15 protein-coding genes and 2 pseudogenes are annotated in these 17,642 nt (G+C 65.6%); 10 read left to right on the top strand and 7 right to left on the bottom strand.

From position 1 onward, the window contains the following. Nucleotides 1-134 precede the first annotated feature (134 nt). The 3 genes and pseudogenes from QO058_RS00875 to QO058_RS00865 form a co-directional block, all read left to right on the top strand. A pseudogene (locus QO058_RS00875) lies at nucleotides 135-560 on the top strand (P-II family nitrogen regulator); the annotation flags it as partial. A gap of 153 nt (nucleotides 561-713) precedes the next feature. Next, the gene (gene glnA, locus QO058_RS00870) at nucleotides 714-2,123 is read left to right on the top strand and encodes a type I glutamate--ammonia ligase (protein WP_284173063.1); all 1,410 of its coding nucleotides are present in this window, start codon (nucleotides 714-716) and stop codon (nucleotides 2,121-2,123) included. A 197-nt stretch (nucleotides 2,124-2,320) separates the two neighbouring features. Then, entirely contained in the window at nucleotides 2,321-3,259 is a 939-nt protein-coding gene (locus QO058_RS00865; protein WP_284169879.1) for an FkbM family methyltransferase, read from the top strand. 136 nt (nucleotides 3,260-3,395) lie between these two features. Here QO058_RS00865 and QO058_RS00860 read toward each other — a convergent pair whose 3' ends face one another. Then, nucleotides 3,396-4,613, bottom strand: coding sequence for a glycosyltransferase family 4 protein (locus QO058_RS00860; RefSeq protein ID WP_284169878.1), 1,218 nt, complete (start codon nucleotides 4,611-4,613; stop codon nucleotides 3,396-3,398). A gap of 60 nt (nucleotides 4,614-4,673) precedes the next feature. Then, on the bottom strand, nucleotides 4,674-4,874 hold the full coding sequence (locus QO058_RS00855) for a hypothetical protein (protein WP_284169877.1): 201 nt from the start codon (nucleotides 4,872-4,874) through the stop codon (nucleotides 4,674-4,676). 296 nt (nucleotides 4,875-5,170) lie between these two features. Here QO058_RS00855 and parE point away from each other — a divergent pair. Further along, nucleotides 5,171-7,239: pseudogene (gene parE / locus QO058_RS00850) on the top strand (DNA topoisomerase IV subunit B). Between the two features lie 165 nt (nucleotides 7,240-7,404). Continuing rightward, nucleotides 7,405-8,313 (top strand): LysR family transcriptional regulator, encoded by a 909-nt coding sequence (locus tag QO058_RS00845; RefSeq protein ID WP_284169876.1) that lies wholly within the window; start codon nucleotides 7,405-7,407, stop codon nucleotides 8,311-8,313. A gap of 16 nt (nucleotides 8,314-8,329) precedes the next feature. On the opposite strand, the gene QO058_RS00840 is transcribed toward QO058_RS00845, so the two are convergent. After that, nucleotides 8,330-9,475, bottom strand: coding sequence for a peptidoglycan-binding domain-containing protein (locus QO058_RS00840; protein WP_284169875.1), 1,146 nt, complete (start codon nucleotides 9,473-9,475; stop codon nucleotides 8,330-8,332). 172 nt (nucleotides 9,476-9,647) lie between these two features. On the opposite strand from QO058_RS00840, the gene QO058_RS00835 reads away from it, so the two are divergent. Beyond that, nucleotides 9,648-9,908: a hypothetical protein gene (locus QO058_RS00835; RefSeq protein ID WP_284169874.1), complete on the top strand. Its 261-nt coding sequence runs from the start codon at nucleotides 9,648-9,650 to the stop codon at nucleotides 9,906-9,908. 3 nt (nucleotides 9,909-9,911) lie between these two features. Here the strand turns inward: QO058_RS00835 and QO058_RS00830 are convergent, their stop codons facing one another. Then, entirely contained in the window at nucleotides 9,912-10,628 is a 717-nt protein-coding gene (locus QO058_RS00830; protein ID WP_284169873.1) for an alpha/beta fold hydrolase, read from the bottom strand. Between the two features lie 266 nt (nucleotides 10,629-10,894). On the opposite strand from QO058_RS00830, the gene QO058_RS00825 reads away from it, so the two are divergent. Together QO058_RS00825 and QO058_RS00820 are read left to right on the top strand one after the other, a co-directional pair. After that, nucleotides 10,895-12,361, top strand: a complete 1,467-nt coding sequence (locus QO058_RS00825) for a DEAD/DEAH box helicase (RefSeq protein ID WP_284169872.1) — start codon at nucleotides 10,895-10,897, stop codon at nucleotides 12,359-12,361. A 97-nt stretch (nucleotides 12,362-12,458) separates the two neighbouring features. Further along, nucleotides 12,459-13,517 carry a GGDEF domain-containing protein gene (locus QO058_RS00820; RefSeq protein WP_284169871.1) on the top strand — a complete coding sequence of 353 codons (1,059 nt, stop codon included), beginning with the start codon at nucleotides 12,459-12,461 and terminating at the stop codon, nucleotides 13,515-13,517. A 16-nt stretch (nucleotides 13,518-13,533) separates the two neighbouring features. Here the strand turns inward: QO058_RS00820 and QO058_RS00815 are convergent, their stop codons facing one another. Then, complete coding sequence (locus tag QO058_RS00815; protein WP_284169870.1) at nucleotides 13,534-13,929, bottom strand: HesB/IscA family protein; 396 nt, start codon at nucleotides 13,927-13,929, stop codon at nucleotides 13,534-13,536. A 182-nt stretch (nucleotides 13,930-14,111) separates the two neighbouring features. Between QO058_RS00815 and QO058_RS00810 the strand changes: the two genes are divergently transcribed. Further along, nucleotides 14,112-15,182: a malate/lactate/ureidoglycolate dehydrogenase gene (locus QO058_RS00810; protein ID WP_284169869.1), complete on the top strand. Its 1,071-nt coding sequence runs from the start codon at nucleotides 14,112-14,114 to the stop codon at nucleotides 15,180-15,182. A 65-nt stretch (nucleotides 15,183-15,247) separates the two neighbouring features. Here QO058_RS00810 and QO058_RS00805 read toward each other — a convergent pair whose 3' ends face one another. Together QO058_RS00805 and QO058_RS00800 are read right to left on the bottom strand one after the other, a co-directional pair. Beyond that, nucleotides 15,248-15,649, bottom strand: coding sequence for a GFA family protein (locus tag QO058_RS00805; RefSeq protein WP_284169868.1), 402 nt, complete (start codon nucleotides 15,647-15,649; stop codon nucleotides 15,248-15,250). A 118-nt stretch (nucleotides 15,650-15,767) separates the two neighbouring features. Continuing rightward, entirely contained in the window at nucleotides 15,768-17,276 is a 1,509-nt protein-coding gene (locus QO058_RS00800) for a winged helix-turn-helix domain-containing tetratricopeptide repeat protein (protein WP_284169867.1), read from the bottom strand. Nucleotides 17,277-17,409: 133 nt separating this feature from the next. On the opposite strand from QO058_RS00800, the gene QO058_RS00795 reads away from it, so the two are divergent. Then, entirely contained in the window at nucleotides 17,410-17,586 is a 177-nt protein-coding gene (locus QO058_RS00795) for a DUF1127 domain-containing protein (protein ID WP_284169866.1), read from the top strand. The last annotated feature ends 56 nt before the right edge of the window (nucleotides 17,587-17,642 follow it).

Below are 17,642 nucleotides of genomic sequence, written 5' to 3'. Positions count from 1 at the left end.
GGTCATTGTCCGCCAGCCCGGGCGTTCGGGCAAGGAGATGCGCCGATATCGGCGATTGCACGCAAGATAGGCATGTGCATAATTTTTAGACTGTTTTTCGCCTCTTCAAGAGGCGGTTTGCCCCCGGGGCTATCATGGCGGCCTGCCTGCGCCGATGCTATGAGCAGGACAGGCGAGGTTTTGCTGGACGCGCCGAGTTGATCCGGGTTGGCCGAGATGGTCAGAACGGAGGAAGGCTGCGTACAGTGGTGCAAGCTCACGCCAAGGAGGTCGGTCGGCGCATGAAGAAGATCGAAGCGATCATTAAGCCCTTCAAGCTCGACGAGGTGAAGGAGGCGCTGCAGGAGGTCGGCCTCCAGGGCATCACGGTGCTCGAGGCGAAGGGTTTTGGACGCCAGAAGGGCCATACCGAGCTCTATCGCGGCGCCGAATACGTGGTCGACTTCCTGCCGAAGGTGAAGATCGAGATCGTGCTGGCCGACGACATGGTCGAGCGCGCGATCGAGGCGATCAAGAAGGCCGCCCAGACCGGCCGGATCGGCGATGGCAAGATTTTTGTATCGAGCGTGGAGGGGCGATCCGCATCCGCACCGGCGAGTCCGGCGCGGACGCGATCTGAGGATTATTCCCAACACCCAAGGAATGCGTGCGCCGGCGGACCCGCAGGCAACGTCAGTCGTGAGACCCTAGCAGTCGACAAAGGAAGTCGTGAGATGAAGAACGCCAAAGAAGTCCTGAAGGCGATCAAGGACAATGACGTCAAATACGTCGACTTCCGCTTCACCGACCCGCGCGGCAAGTGGCAGCACGTCACCTTCGACATCACCATGATCGACGAAGAGATCTTCGCCGAGGGCACGATGTTCGACGGCTCCTCGATCGCCGGCTGGAAGGCGATCAACGAGTCCGACATGCTGCTGATGCCGGATCCGACGACGGCCTGCATCGACCCGTTCTTTTCGGCCTCGACCATGGTCATCACCTGCGACGTGCTCGAGCCGGCGACGGGCGAGCCCTATGGCCGTGATCCGCGCGGCATGGCCAAGAAGGCCGAGGCATACCTCAAGTCGACCGGCATCGGCGACACCGTCTATGTCGGGCCCGAGGCCGAGTTCTTCGTCTTCGACGACGTCAAGATCGCCGCCGACCCGTACAACACCGGCTTCAAGCTCGACAATGTCGAGCTGCCGATCAATGGCATGACCGAGTACGAGGGCGGCAATCTCGGCCACCGCATTGCCACCAAGGGCGGTTATTTTCCGGTTCCGCCGCAGGATTCGGCGCAGGACATGCGCGGCGAGATGCTTGCGGCCATGGCAGCCATGGGCGCCAAGGTCGAGAAGCACCATCACGAGGTCGCCTCGGCCCAGCATGAGCTCGGCCTGAAGTTCGACACCCTGACGCACATGGCCGACCAGATGCAGGTCTATAAATACTGCATTCACAACGTCGCCCAGAGCTACGGCAAGACCGCGACCTTCATGCCCAAGCCCGTCTTTGGCGACAACGGCTCAGGCATGCACGTCCACCAGTCGATCTGGAAGAACGGCAAGCCGATCATGGCCGGCAACAAGTATGCCGACCTGTCGCAGGAATGCCTCTGGTACATCGGCGGCATCATCAAGCACGCCAAGTCGCTGAACGCCTTCACCAACCCCTCGACCAACTCCTACAAGCGCCTCGTCCCGGGTTATGAGGCCCCGGTGCTGCTCGCCTATTCGGCGCGCAACCGCTCGGCCTCCTGCCGTATTCCGTGGACGACCTCGCCCAAGGCCAAGCGCGTCGAGGTCCGCTTCCCCGATCCGATGGCGAACCCCTATCTCGCCTTCGCCGCGCTGACGATGGCCGGCCTCGACGGCATCATCAACAAGATCGATCCCGGCCCGGCGATGGACAAGGATCTCTACGACCTGCCGCCGCGCGAGCTCAAGAAGATCCCGACGGTCTGCGGTTCGCTGCGCGAGGCGCTGGATTCGCTCAAGAAGGACAACGCCTACCTCAAGGCCGGCGGCGTCTTCAACGACGACTTCATCGAGAGCTACATCGAGCTCAAGATGCAGGATGTGGCGCGCTTCGAGATGACGCCGCACCCGGTCGAGTTCGCGATGTACTATTCCTACTGAGTGCTTGTCCTCCCGAGCTTTGGGCTCGGGACAGGATTTCCTCCCGACTGCGGCGATCCGCAGTCCACCTTGCGAACCGGGGCGGCAACGCCCCGGTTTTTTTCGTCCATGCGCCGGCTTTTCGGCAGTTGCCTTTACCGGCTGGCAAAACCTTCGAGGTAAGCAGTTTCTGGTCTGCAAGCTCTTGGAGCGCCGCAATGGCTCTTGCCCAGTCCGCCATCGCATTCGATCGCCCTGCCGGCCGCCTCGTCGCCGGTGGCATGGGCACGCGGGCTCTGGTCGGCGCGCTCGATGCCTACGGTGCTCTGTCCCGCCCCCTGCAGCAGCGCGGCCTCTACAAGGCATGCCGGCTGATCGGCAGCGTCGCCTGGAGCGGACGGACCGCGACGATCGCGCTCGGTTCCGATGCGCAAATCAGCTTTCCGGCCAGCGACCCCTACTGGAACAGGATGCTGCTGCGCTCCTATGATCATGAGCCGGAGATGGCGCGTTTGCTGCGGCTGCTGGCCGGCGTCGACTACGGGTTTGTCGATTGTGGAGCCAATATCGGCTACTGGTCGGTCTTTGCGGCCTCGAGCGTCGGTGGCGGCAAACCTGTCCTCGCCGTCGAGGCCTCGGCACCCACCTACGGCCACCTGGTCGCCAATGCCGCGCCGCATGCCGGCCTGATCAAGACCTTTCATCGCGCCATCCTCGATCGCTCAGGGGTCGAGGTGAATCTCAATGCCGAAGCGCATGAGGCCAGGGGCATCGCGGCCGAGGGCGAGGCCTCCAACGGCGAGACGGTGATCTCGATCTCGATCGACGATCTGCTGGAGCAACAGGGCTGGACGGAGCGTCGACTGATCGTCAAGCTCGACGTCGAAGGCGTCGAGCGCGAGGCGCTGGGTGGGATGGAGCGTGCGCTCGGCAGAGACGCGCTGGTGATCTACGAGGATCATGGCTCCGATCCGATACATGCCCTGACCCGGCACATCCTCGAGGAGCGCGGGCTCGCCGTCCACCTGCTGCTCGACGATCGGATTGTGCCACTTGCAAGAGCCGCCGAGCTCGACGCGTACAAGCGCGACCGCACCAAGGGCTACAACCTGATCGCGCTGCGCAATGCGAGGCAGTGGCCGGGCGTCGCTGCGTAACCCGCGGCCGGCATCAAACCTTGTTCGACGATCCGGATGGTGCCGGCGCCGGCGCTGATGGAAGCGGCGCGCTTGCTGCAGGGTAAGCTTGAGGAAGGTCGAAGGCGTCCAAAAGGCTCGCCGCCGCCGGATCTCCTCAGGCCGCGGCAGCGAGTACGGGCCGGTAAGCGCCGATCAGCCGCTGGACATGGCGCTGGATCGTCAGCGGATCGTCCCAGTAGCGGCGATAGGCGGCAGCGCCCATGCGGGACGCGGCGTTGTCGTCCTTCAGCCGCTCCAGAGCCTTCATCAGCCCCCTCCCGTCGCCGCCTTCGACCAGGATTCCGTCTTCGCCATCCTCGATCCAGCTCGCGGGGCCCGTAGTCCGCGCGAGCACGACCGGCACGCCGAGCGAGCGGGCCTCGGCGATAACGAGCGGACCCGGCTCGTACCAGAGCGAAGGCAGCACGAGGCAGCGCGCAGCCGCAATTTCGTCGAAGACGCGTTCGGCCGGCACCCAGCCAAGGATTTCGGCCTGCGGATTGATGCGGCGGATCTCTTCGGCGAGCGGCCCCTCGCCGACGAAACGCACGGGCATGCCGGCATCGCGCGCCGCCTGGGCCAGCACGTCGCCGGCTTTCTCCTGGGTAAAGCGCCCCAGAAAGAGCGCGTGCCGGTTCTTTGCGACATCGACGGGTGACCGCTTCGGCGCCTCCATCATGTTCTCGACCACAACGTGCCGCGCCTGCTTCGGAAGGAAAGGCTCGGCGAAGCGGCGGGCGAAGTCGCTGACATGGACGAAAAGCGGCGTGCGGAGCTTGCGCAGCGCCTCGTCCGAGCGCCACTGCCGGGCGACGCGCACCAGCTTGTGGACATAGGACGCGCGGTCGCAATTGGCGGCGATGCAGCCGGCCGACATCGGTTTCTGCTGACAGGGCGCTCCCGCCTTGAAGTCGAAATAGCCGCCGACCGGGCAGAACGAGAAGTAGTCGTGCATTGTGATCGCGACGGGAAGCCCGCTCTCGCCGGCGGCCGCGATCGCCGCGGGGCTGAACGCCTTGGTCCATTGATGCAGGTGCACCAACGTTCTACCGCGCGGCTGGCGCGCGAGAAGCTCGCTCAGGAAACTATGCGCCGGAGCGTTCCAGATGCCTTGCCGTGCCGCAGCGATCTTGCTGCCGACCTTCCAGATCTCTTCGCCGGGATAGAGCTCGACGCTGATCAGCGGGTGGTCGAGCCGATCCGAGACGGGACCGATCGCACAGGCGAAGACGATCTCAACGCCGGCCTCGGCAAGTCCGCGCGCGCTCTCGATCGCAACCTTGGCGGCACCACCATTGACCGAGCCGAAATCGCTGACGATGACCACGCGCATGTCGAGCCTCCCGAGGGAGCTCTTCTAGCGCTCAAAGGTTGAAGAAGCGCTGACGGCAGGTCAGCGCAGAGCGACGATCGCCAGGCCGATCAGCGCGACGATGGCGGCACCCCACCAGAGCCGATGCAACTGCGTGGCCTCAGCATCCTGTCGCGTCTCGAAGCCGGACAGCTCCTCATAGGCGAAGGACTCACCGGCAAAGCGCGCGGCCCGCTCGAGGCCCGCGATGCGGATTTTCGGGACTGCGGAACGCGACGCCACGTGACCTTCTCCCCTTATGCCAGCTTAGCCGAATGCACGGCCGGGACCAGTCCCGATTCGCAGTACCTATGATGGGGCTGTTGCCGTTAACGGCTGCTGAACCAGGGACCGGCAAGCGAGGTTCCACGAGCCGGCTGTGCCATCCTGAGATGACGGTTCGGCGACGGCCTCGCGCTTCCTGCCTTTCGGCGACACTCCGATCGGTTTATTGCGGATGAACGGCGGGTTATAGGGCTCTGGCAGGCGGCCGATCGACCGATGCGGTATCCTGCAGGCAGCGCGAATCAGTAGGCACAATGGTGATGACGGACGACCTCTTCGGCGATGATGGCGGCAAGGATGCGCGCGCAGAAGCGCCCGCGCCCGCCCCTGCGCCGAAACCGGCTGCGCGCCCTGCCCCCGCCCCACGCGTCGGCACCCCATCGGAGGCCGGCTACGACGCTTCCACCATCGAAGTGCTCGAAGGGCTGGAGCCGGTCCGGCGCCGGCCCGGCATGTATATCGGCGGCACTGATGAGCGGGCCTTGCACCACCTCTTCGCCGAGGTGATCGACAACGCCATGGACGAGGCGGTGGCGGGCCATGCCAGCTTCATCGATGTCGAGCTCTTTGCCGACGGCTCGCTCGCCGTCACCGACAATGGTCGCGGCATGCCGATCGACCCCCATCCGAAATTTCCGGACAAGTCGGCGCTCGAAGTGATCATGACGATCCTGCACGCCGGCGGAAAGTTCGACTCAAGGTCTACGAAACCTCGGGCGGCCTGCACGGCGTCGGCGTCTCGGTCGTCAACGCACTCTCCGACCTGGTCGAAGTCGAGGTCGCGCGCGGGCAAATGCTCTATCGCCAGACCTTCTCGCGCGGCCATCCGCAGGGGCCATTGGAGACGGTCGGCCGGGCGCCCAACCGGCGCGGCACCCGCGTGCGCTTCCATCCCGACGCGCAGATCTTCGGCGAAGGCGCGCATTTCGTCCCGGCGCGGCTGTTCCGCATGGCTCGCTCGAAAGCCTATCTCTTCGGCGGCGTCGAAATCCGCTGGCGCTGCGCGCCCTCCCTGCTCAAGGCCGAGGGCGACGTCGCCGCGGAAGCGGTCTTCAAGTTCCCCGGCGGCCTGCGCGACTATCTCGCCCGCGAGATCGAGGGCAAGGACCTGGTCGCCGAGCCGATCTTCTCGGGCAAGATCACGAAGGAAGGTGGCCACGGCTCGCTCGAATGGGCGATCGCCTGGCTCGCCACCGGCGAAGACGGGTTCTCCTCTTCCTACTGCAATACGATTCCGACGTCCGAGGGCGGCACGCACGAATCCGGCCTGCGCATCGCGCTGTTGCGCGGACTGCGCGACCACGCCGAGCGCATCGGCCAGAGCAAGCGGATGGCGCAGGTCACCGCCGACGATGTGATGGCGACCTGCGCCGCCATGCTCTCGGTCTTCATCCGCGAACCGGAATTCCAGGGCCAGACCAAGGACAAGCTGGCAACGCTCGAAGCTGCCCGCATCGTCGAGAACGCGCTGCGCGATGCGTTCGACCATTGGCTCGCCGCCTCGCCGCAGCAGGCACTGAAGCTGCTCGACTGGTCGGTCGACCGCGCCGAGGAACGCCTGCGCCGGCGCCTCGAGAAGGAGGTTTCGCGCAAGACCGCGACGCGCAAGCTCCGGCTGCCGGGCAAGCTCGCCGATTGCAGCAATGCCGGCGCGGCAGGTTCCGAGCTCTTCATTGTCGAGGGCGACTCGGCTGGTGGCTCGGCCAAGCAAGCGCGCAACCGCGCCAACCAGGCGATCCTGCCCCTGCGCGGCAAGATCCTCAACGTCGCCAACGCGACGCGCGAAAAGCTCAATGCCAATCAGCAACTCGCCGACCTGATCCTGGCGCTGGGCTGCGGCATCGGCAATCAGTTCCGCGAGGACGACCTGCGCTACGAGAAGGTCATCGTGATGACCGATGCGGACGTCGACGGCGCCCATATCGCCTCGCTGCTGGTCACGTTCTTCTGGCGCCAGATGCCGCGTCTGATCGAGAAGGGTCATCTCTATTTGTCGGTGCCGCCGCTCTACCGGCTGCGTCATGGCACCAAGTCCGTCTATGCCCGTAACGATGCCCACAAGGACGAGCTGATGGAGACCGTTTTCAAGGGCAAGAAGCCCGAGATCGGCCGCTTCAAGGGCTTGGGTGAGATGATGCCGGCCGAGCTCAAGGAAACCACCATGGACCCAAGCAAGCGCTCCTTGCTCAAGGTCATGGTCGATCATGAGAACAAGGAAGAGACCTCCGACACGGTCGAGCGGCTGATGGGCAACAAGCCGGAAGCGCGCTTCCTCTTCATCCAGGAGCGGGCCGCCTTCGCCGGCGAGCTGATCGACCTGTGAGGCGCGCCTCTGGCGGCTCGGATGCCGGGCACCCCCGCAAGCTTGCCGGGCTGTGTCACGACACCTGCGCGCCCATCCTGCGTGCATGCCGACCGACCCGCACGACTTCGACCATGACAGCGCCCCGCGACACCATCCTGCGTCCGAGCTCTGGCCGCTGAGCGCATGGGCGAGCCTGCTGCCACTCCACCTCGACGCGATGCCCAGAGCCCGGCCTCGTTCTGGGCCGACATCGAGATCTTCCACGCCATCGCCTCCAGCGGCGGGCTGGCTTTGGCGGCGGCGGCGCTCGGGTTGAGCGAGACGACCGTCGCGCGCCGGCTGAAGGCGTTCGAGGCAAGGCTCGGCCTGCGGCTGTTCCGCCGCGGCGCCAACCGCCTGATCCCGACCGGGATCGGCCTTTCGCTCGCCGCGGACGCAGCCGCCGCAGCCGAAGCCGTCGCACGCTTCGAGGCGCGGGCGACATCTGCGCGTGCCCGCGACGATGAACCCGTCCGCGTTACCGCAACCACCTCGATCAGCCTGTTCCTGACCCAGCACGCGACCACGCTTTCGGCCGCGGCCGGAGGCGTCGAGATCGTCATCCTCAGCACCCGCGCGCGCCTCGACCTGGCTCAGGGCGAGGCCGAGATCGCGATCCGCATGCGCAGGCCGCCGGAGGGTGCCGGCTATTTCGGCCAGAAGGTCGGCAGGTTGGCGCAGGCCTTCTATGTGCGCCGCGACAGCGACCCGGCCACGGCGCCGATCATCTCGGTCAGCCGAGACGTCTCGTCGCGGATCGAGCAGCACATCCTCGCCTGGGCCGCCGGCCGGCCGATCGCCGCGCGGGTCGGCGATTCCGCCGCACGCTATGAAAGCATCCGCTCGTCGGGCGCCGTATCGATGGCGCCCTGTTTCCTGGCGGACGCCGATGCGGCTCTGATCCGCCTGGAAGAGCCGCCCGAAGCGACTGCCGACGAGATTTTCCTGGTCTCGCATGAGAGCGGCCGTCAGCGCCCGGCCGTGCTGGCGGTGCTGGAGGCGCTGCGCAAACTGTTCCGCGAGCATCGGGGCCGGCTGGAGGGCCGGGGCTGACGCCAGCACTCGGTGTTCAGGAGGTCTGGATGCCGAGATAGAGGCAATAGAACGGCATCGTCCAGTTGTGCATGTAGTCGAATTCCTTGTCGATCAGGAGGCGAAAGTGCTGCCATTCCTTGGTCCAGCGCCCGACCGGAAGGAAATCCGATCCCGGCAATGGCGGCGCGTGCGAGGTCACGCCGCTGCGAAACAGCCGCTTCTTGCCCTTGCTGTTCAACGGCCGCGCCTGCGGCTGCGGATCGATGGCGTAGCTCGCGGCGATATCGAACCGCTTCTCCGCCTGTGAGACAAACAGGTTGTGATCGCCGATGCCGCTCGAGAAGGTCATCGTCTCCAATGTGTTGAACGAGAACGACCCGTTCGTCAGGTCGCGCATCTCGATCAGCACCTGTTGCAGGAAGGCCGCGTCCTTGGCGAACGCGCCAAGCTCGCCGCCGGGCGCACCGGAGCGGACGATCTGCATGTAGCCGAGGTTCCGCTTCTGCGCCGCCAGCGTCTGCGCACCCCAGCGATTGATGACGTGATTGAGCAGTACGTACTGGATCAGCGGTTTGGACAGAGGGTCCGTCCAGTTCAGCGCCTTGAGGCGTGCCCGCGTCTTGGCCCCCTGCCCACCGAAGCCGTGGCTGATGCAGATCAGCAGCCGGTCGGGATTGACCTGCGCCGGCAACAGCAGGATCACGGCCCGCTCGATGCCGTCCTTGTTGCGCGCGGCGAAGATCGCGAGCCGCCCCGTCGTACCCGGCATGGTTTGAAAATCCAGCGGCGGGCCGCCAGCGCCCTGCTTGTACGTCGCGGTCTGGATCACCGCGATCGGCGGGATGATCTGTGTGATGAGGCCGTTCGCCGCCGGGAAGGCGCCGACGATCTCGTCGGTGATGAGCCGGACAGCCGAGGGCTTCTTCGGCACCGGCATCGGCGGCGGAACCGGCAGGATGTTGTTGAGATTCCTGAGCAGATTGGCGATCAGGTCGAGGGTCAGCGGGCCAACGACGCCATCCTTGTCGAGCTGGTTGATACCCTGGAACTCCAGCACTCGCCCGTGGGTCCGCGTGCCGAAGATGCCATCGACGACGAGCTTCACGAGCCCCGTCGGCAGCAGATTGAGCTGGCTTTGCAACAGCCGAACCGGTTCACCGCGGGCACCGAGCTTCAGCATGCGACGCCCCTTTCACAAGTGACGACTGTCGGCTGTCGTAGCGTAAGTCATTCATGCGCAGCAAGCGATGGCGATCTGAAGCGGAGACTCTTCGCTAACCAAGTTTTTACAGGCGCTGCTGCATGCTTCGCTTGTCGGCGTCTGACGCCTTTCATCTTGTCCGGAGTTCGCGATGCGCCTTGTCATCGCCTTCCTGCGCAACCAGCGCGGTACCATGGTCGCCGATATCGCCAAGGCCGGCGCCGCGATCGCCTTCCTTTCCGTCATCGCCGTCAATTTCATCTCGAGCCAGACGGCGCAGCTCGACCGGGATGCGATGCGTCAGGCCTCGTATGCCGCGGCCAAGGGGCAACCCTTCGACCCGCTCACCACGGGATCGATCGCCAAACGCGCCGGCGAGACCAAGCTCGATCCTTGCGTGGCCCAGCGCTGAGGCTCAGCCGAGCCAGTCAAGCAGTGCCCGCGTCACGATCTCTGGTGCCTCCATGGTCGAGAGGTGGCCGCATCCCGGTATTTCCAGATAGCGCGCGCTCGCACCGATCCCGGCGGCGATCTCGCGCGCCTCGTCCGGCGGGGTGATTGCGTCTTCCTCACCGACGACGACCAGGGTCGGAACGGAGATCGTCGCGAGAACCTGCCGCGCATCAGCTCGCCCCATGATCGCCCGCTGTTGGCGGACGAAACCTGCCGCGCCGACCGTCTCGGCCATCGCTTTCACGTCGAGGCGCAACGCTTCATCGGCGAGACGGTCGGGCGCGACCAGCTTCTGCCAGAGCAGCGTCACGACATTGTCGAAGGCGCCCTTCTCAGCCAGCGCGATCATCTGTTCGCGCGGCGCGTTGGTTTCGGGCGTCGGCGGCTTGGCCGTGGTGTCGAGCAAGGCCAGCCGCGTCACGCGCTCGGGCGCTCGCCGCATCACGTCGAGGGCGATGTAGCCACCCATTGAGAGCCCGCACAGCGCAAAGCGCTCCGGTGCGGCCGCCAGAAGCCGCTCAACCATCGCGCCGATCGCGTCATCCGCGGTAGTCTCGGCGACGAGAATCTGGCGGCCCGGCGCCAGGGCAGGCCATTGCGGCGCGTACAGTGTAGGCGTGCAATTCAGCCCCGGGATCAGGACCAGAGATTCCGGCGTCTTCATCGTCACGGCGCTCATTCTTCATTGACCTCGGCGAGCCGGAACCGATCAGATCGGTTCAATCTGATCGGTGATCCGGCCCTCACGTTAAGAAGGAAACCATTCTCGCCGATCAGCCTTGCGGCGCAAGCTGATCGGAACCGCCTCTAGAATGTTGACTTTGCCCTGTTTTTTCTGCATTGCACGGGCGTCCGAAGGCGCGCAACCCAGCAAAGTCGCGCCACCGTTGCGGTCGATCGGTCATCCCGCCACGTGTCACCGACCCTTGAGAAGCGCAGCTATCGATGTCTTTTGCCGAACTCGGCCTGAGCGATAAGGTTCTAACCGCGGTCACCACCGCCGGCTACACGACGCCCACCCCCATCCAGGCCCAGGCCATCCCCCACGTGCTCGCCCGCAAGGACGTGCTCGGCATTGCGCAGACCGGCACCGGCAAGACCGCTGCCTTTACCCTGCCGATGCTGACCATCCTGGAAAACGGCCGCGCCCGCGCCCGGATGCCGCGCACGCTGATCCTCGAACCCACCCGCGAACTCGCGGCCCAGGTCGAGGAGAACTTCACCCGCTACGGCGTCAACCAGAAGCTCTCGGTCGCGCTGCTGATCGGCGGCGTCTCCTTCGGCGACCAGGATGCCAAGATCACCCGCGGCGTCGACGTGCTGATCGCCACGCCCGGCCGCCTGCTCGATCATGTCGAGCGCGGCAAGCTGCTGCTCACCGGCGTCGAGCTGCTCGTCATCGACGAAGCCGACCGCATGCTCGACATGGGTTTCATCCCGGACATCGAGCGCGTCTGCAAACTTGTTCCCTTCACGCGGCAGACCTTGTTCTTCACCGCGACGATGCCGCCCGAGATCACCCGGATCAGCGAGCAGTTCCTGCACAACCCGATCCGTATCGAGGCTTCCCGCCCGGCGACCGCGGCGACCACCATCACCCAGCGCCTGATAGCCTCGAACAGCCAGGACTTCGAGAAGCGCGACACACTGCGCAAGCTCATCCGCGAAGCCAAGGATCTGCAGAACGCCATTGTCTTCTGCAATCGCAAGCGCGATGTAGCAACGCTGCACAAGTCCCTGCAGAGCCATGGCTTTCCGGCAGTTGCACTGCATGGTGACATGGACCAGTACGCCCGCATGGCGGCGCTCGAATCCTTCCGCACCGGCGAGTTCCCTATCCTGGTGGCGAGCGACGTTGCCGCCCGCGGCCTCGATATCCCTGCCGTCAGCCACGTGTTCAACTTCGACGTCCCGACCCATGCCGAGGACTATGTCCACCGCATCGGCCGCACCGGCCGAGCCGGCCGTGAAGGCGCGTCCTTCTCCATAGTCACCCGCCACGATGAAAAGCTCGTCGCGGCGATCGAGAAGCTGACCGGCAAGAGCATCGAGTGGGAAGGTCCACGCCTCGACGCGCTGCCGCCGGGCGAACCACGCGAAGAGCGCCGTGGCCGCCGCGGCGACGACCGAAAGGGCGGCCGTCCGCAACGCGGCGGACGCGATGGCAGGCCGCCGCGTGGCGAGGCGAAGACCGAGCCGGCGCCTGCCCGCGAGACTGCTCCGGCCCGCGAGGCCGCGCCGCCCCGCGAGCGCCCGCCCCGCCACGAGCCGGTATCGGACAATGTCGCGCCGCGTCGCGGCAGCGAGCGACCCCGCTCGCCGCGCCGTGACGACCTCGATGACGGACCGCAGGTCAAGGGCCTCGGCGACCACGTTCCCGCCTTCCTGCTCCGGCCTGTTCGCGCCGGCTGAACCGCGCTTCGCAGCAACCTTGCCTTAACCCCAATCGTCCTAGGATCGCCGCGTAGCGGCTGCGGAAGAATTTCGCGGCCGGCGGGGACAGGACGTCATGACAACCAGCCGATCGGGCTTGCCGCAAGCTCATGACCTCGCCGAACAGGTGGTCGCGGCGATGCGCCAGCATTATTCCCCGGGCTACCCCCGCGCCTTTGAAGTCTGGTACGCGCATCTCAGCGGCGAGATGCCGGCGCTGAGCATGGCGATGAGCGCCGTGATCGCTGCAAGCAATGGCGAGGTCGGCGCCGCCGACATCGACACGCTCTACGAGAAATTCATCAGTACCGACCGCATCTCGCGCCAGGCCGAGCGCACCAGCCTGCAGGTGCTCGCCGAGATCGACAGCATGATGGCACTGGTCGACCGTGCGCTCAGCTCGAGCGAAGAGTATCACGGCCGGCTCTGCGCCATGTCGGAGGAGGTTCCGCCCTCGGCCGACCGGCACAAGCTGCGCGAATGGGTCGAAGCGCTCGTGCTGTCGACGCGCGAGGAGGTCGCGCGCAAGACCCAGCTCGAAACCCAGCTGCGCGAAAGCGCGCACGAGATCCATAATCTGCGCGAGGCGTTGGAATCGACACGGGCCGAAGCCCTGACCGATCCCCTCACCGGCCTCGCCAATCGCCGTCACTTCGAAGAAATGCTGCAGAAGGCGATCGATCAGGCGACATTGCGGCGCGAGCCCTTCGCACTGGTCATGGCCGACATCGACTTCTTCAAGAATTTCAACGACATGCACGGCCATCTGACCGGCGATCAGGTGCTGCGCCTGGTTGCCAAGACGATGAAAGACAAGTTCAAGGACAAGGCGATCATCACCCGCTTCGGCGGCGAGGAGTTCGCCATCATCCTGCCGGAAGCCGATGTCGTCGCCGGCAAGTTCGGCGCCGAGACCGTGCGTCAGGCGCTGTTGACCCGCGAGCTGGTGAAGCGCTCGACCAATGAGAGCCTGGGGCGGATCACGATCTCGCTCGGCGTCGCGGTCTATCGGCGCGGCGACACAGCGAGCTCGATCGTCGAGCGCGCCGACAACGCGCTGCTGCAAGCCAAGCGGGACGGACGCAACCGCACCATCACCGAGGACGCGATCCAGGACGCGGCGAAGGTCGCCTGAGCGACCGTCGTTTCATTCACTGAGCGGCGAGCGCGTTCTCTGCGCGCGGCTTGATCTCGACCGATTCGCCGCAGCCGCAGGCCGAGACCTGGTTCGGATTGTTGAAGACGAAGGTCGAGGAGAAGCGGTCGCTCTTGAAATCGAGCTCAGTGCCGAGCAGGAACAGCACCGCCTTGGCATCAACGATCACCGTCGCGTCCTTCTCGGTCACGACCTCGTCGCCCTTCTCGACCGCGCGAGCGACCTCGAAGGTGTATTCCATGCCGGCGCAGCCGCCCTTCTTGACGCCGACGCGCAAGCCGAGCGCGGGCGCATCGGGATCGTCACGCCCCGACTGCGCCATGACGGCGCGAATGCGGGCGGCGGCGGCATCGGTCAGCGAGACCACCTTGAGGCCAGGTATCGAAAACATCCTCGTCCCTCCTCGACCGGATTCAAGGTCCGGTGAAAACAGGATTGCTGACAGCAACATAAGGATTGGTGAGCGCAACGTCGAGATGCACCGGCCGGGATGGCACCATTTGCTGCTGCGCATTGCATGCAGCGCGGGCCCGTGCACTCTGCCGGAACCGTCGAAACATCCGACAGAGAGCCATGACCTCCTACCGTCTGCATCGGCCCGACGCGCTTCGCGCCCTCACCCGGGCCATGATCACCGCCGCCGGCTGGAGCGAGGATGAAGCCAACGAGACGGCCGAACATCTGGTGCTCGCCAATCTCAGCGGTCATGACAGCCACGGCATCGGCATGCTGCCGCTCTATTTCAACTCGCTCGCCGACGGAAATCTGACGCCGCAGGCCAAGCTCAGCATCCGCAGTGAGGCGGGCCCCTTCCTGATCGCCGACGGCAATGTCGCGCTCGGCCAGCCCACCGCCCGGAACGCCGTCGACCGTGCCATCACGATCGCGCAAGCCGGCGGCGTCGCCGTGCTCAACCTGCTCGATTCCCACCATATCGGCCGCATCGGTCATTATTCCGAAGTCGTGGCAGCAGCCGGGCTGATCTCGATCTTCTGGGTCAATGTCGCCGGCCGGCCGCCGATCGTCGCGCCCTTCGCTGCCAGGGAGGCGCGCTTCGGCACCAACCCGATCTCGATCGGCCTTCCGGTTCCGAGCGGCGAGCCGCTGATCCTCGACTTCGCCACCAGCCGCATGGCGCATGGCAAGGCGCGCGTCGCACTCAACAAGGGCGTCGACGTGCCGGAAGGCTACATCATCGATGGCGAGGGCCGCCCGACCACCGAGCCGAGGCATGTCTTCCTGCAGCCGGACCTGCCGCTCGGTGCGCTCCTGCCCTTCGGTGACCACAAGGGCGCCGGCCTCTCGCTGATCGCCGAACTGCTCTCGGCCGGACTGATGGGCGCCGCACGCATCGACGAGAAGCCGCACAAGAGCTGGATCATCAACTCGCTGTTCGGTGTGCTGATCGATCCGGCCCGGCTCGAGCCGGATGCGGACCTGCGCCAGCAGCGGATCGAGAGCTACCTCACCTTCGTGCGCGCCGCCGCACCGCTGGATCCATCGCAGCCCGTGCTGGCGCCCGGCGACAAGGAGCGCGCTATGAGGATCGAGCGCGAGCGCGACGGCATCCCGCTCGACGCCGAGACCTGGTCGCAGATCGTCGCGGCCGCCAAGGTCCACGGCGTCGACGCCGAGAGCTTCTGACGTCCTGTTATATCGCATTTTCTTCACGCGAACCGGTATCCACTTCGCTCGAAAATGCTCCGGGCTCAGGCGCCAAGCTTCTCGCGATCGCGCGTATGCTGCTCGGCGCCCTTCTGATGTGCCAGCCAGGGTTCCCGACGGATAGCCCAGAGCTCATAGGCCGGTACGAGCGCACTTGGTGGGCTGTCCAATGTGCCGAGCCTGATCTCGATCTCGTCGGAATCGTCCGCCCAACAAAAAAGCGGTGAGCCGCAGGTCGGGCAGAAGCGCTCGCCTCCCGCCCGGCCCTGCCAGCAGCCGAGCTCGCCCGACAGGGTTGCATTGGTTCTGGGCCAGATCCCGAAGAAGGAGAAGGCCGAGCCCGAACTTTTCCGGCAGGTCTCGCAATGGCAGATGCCGATACGGACCGGCTCGCCGTCGAGCTCGTAGCGGACCTGCCCGCAATTGCAGCCGCCGGAGAGTTTCATCGTCGCCTCGCGTTCGGGTTTTGCTGCGATAAGCGGGAGACCAACGGCATGCGGTCCAACTGGTTCCAGAAGGCCCGATCTGAGACCCCTCGGCTCGGATGGGCAGAGCCAGGCCGCATCATTCCGGAAGGCCGGCCCTGCGGAAGCCCGCGACGAAGCGCTCGCGCATCGCCGCATCGCGGAACGGCTCCATAGCGGCCCAGTGGCCGATGCTGAAATCCGGATTGCCAACCAGGAAAAGTTCAGCCTCCGCGCGCGCCTCGTCGAGCCGGCCGAGCTGAGCGAGGCTCGCCGCCAGGAACCGGCGTGAGCTCGTCCGGTGTGTCTCGTCCCGGCGCAGCGCCTCGACCGCGGCCTCGTACTCGCCGGCGGCATAGAGCGCCTGACCGAGCGGCAGATAGTACCAGCTTGCCGGAAACGGGTTCAGCCGGAAGGCTTTGCGAATATGGTCGAGGCCTTCGTCGACCCGCCCGGCCAGCACCGTGATGTCTGACAGTGCCGCCCACGCATCGGCCTCGTTCGGGTCGAGTTCGAGCGCCTTGGCGAACTCCACCTCCGCCTCGGCGAAGCTGCGCTCATAGGCGAGCAGATAGGCCAGGGCCCAGCGGCAGCCTGCATCATTGGCATCGATTGCGACGGCCTTGCGCGCCAGCTCCAAAGCGATGCTGCGGGACGTCTCAGTCGGCCCGCCGGAATGCACCCATCCCATCCAGTGGTTCAAAGCGAGCCAGCGATAGGCCTCGGCATAGTCCGGATCGAGCGTCACAGCGCGGGTGAGCAGCAGATGCGCTTCCTGTGCCGCCTGAGGCGTATCATCCATCAGCTGGCGGGCCCGAACGCAGAGATCGTAGGCTTCGAGGCTTTTTGGCCTACGGCGCGGCGGCGGTGCGCGCAGGCGGCCGAGCAAGGCTTCGACGATCCTGGCGGTGACCTCGTCCTGAACGGCGAAGATATCGTCCAGCCCGCGATCGAAGCGCTCCGCCCACAGGTGTTCGCCACTCACCGTGTCGACCAGCTGGGCGTTGATGCGCACGCGTCCCGCGACGCGCCGTGCGCTGCCTTCCAGCAGGTAGCGGACACCGAGCTCTTCGGCGATCTCGCGCACACCCCTCGCCTTGTCCCTGTAGGCGAAGGCCGAGTTGCGGGCGATGACGAACAGGTCCGGGATTCGGGACAGGTCGGTGATCAGGTCCTCGGTCAACCCGTCCGCGAAGGTGTCCTGTTCGGGATCGTTGCCGAGATTGACGAAGGGCAGCACCGCGATCGACGGCTTGGCAGGCAACGGCAATGGTTTGCGCTTCGCATCGCCGAGCTGTTCGACCGCGCCGGCGAAGCGGTAGCCAATGCGTGGGACAGTGACGATCCATTCGCCGCCATCGGCGGGCACGCCGAGCAGCTTCCGCAATTGCGCGACCTGGACGGTGAGATTGCCCTCCTCGACGGCGGTGCCCGGCCATGCCGCATCCATCAGTTCGGCCTTGGCGAGTATCTCGCTTGGCCGCCCTACGAGCGCTGCAAGCAACTTCAACGCGCGATAGCCGGCGGCAACCGGAACATCGTTCCGAAGCAGCGTTCCTGCGCCCGAATCGAGCACGAACGGCCCAAAGGCAAAGCGCGATCCCTGCATGAGTGAATCCATAGCCGGTTTGGAGGTTTTTGGAACTCTTTGGGCGCGCTTAAGGACGGTGCTGCCCGCATGCAGCAGAACTCAACCTCCTTCAGATCGAGGGTCCAGCCCTTCGAGCCATAGGGAGGTTGCCATGAACGATACTCCCGCCTCGCTCCTGCGAAGCATCCTTGCGACCTGGCACGAGCGTATCCGCGCTCGCTGGAAGCTCACGCAAATGGCGCGGGAAAATCCCCATCTGCTCAACGATATCGGCCTGACGAGACAGCAGGTCGAGACAGAGATCGCCAAGCGCTTCTGGCAACGCTAGGGCGAAAGCTGCGCCAAACCGTCGGCTCCGGACACCAACCGGCCGTCATTTGGGAT

It is taken from the genome of Bosea vestrisii, assembly GCF_030144325.1.
GTDB lineage: Bacteria > Pseudomonadota > Alphaproteobacteria > Rhizobiales > Beijerinckiaceae > Allobosea > Allobosea vestrisii_A.
The sequence above is the reverse complement of the archived record's forward strand: the minus strand, read 5'-3'. Positions and strand labels throughout refer to the sequence as shown.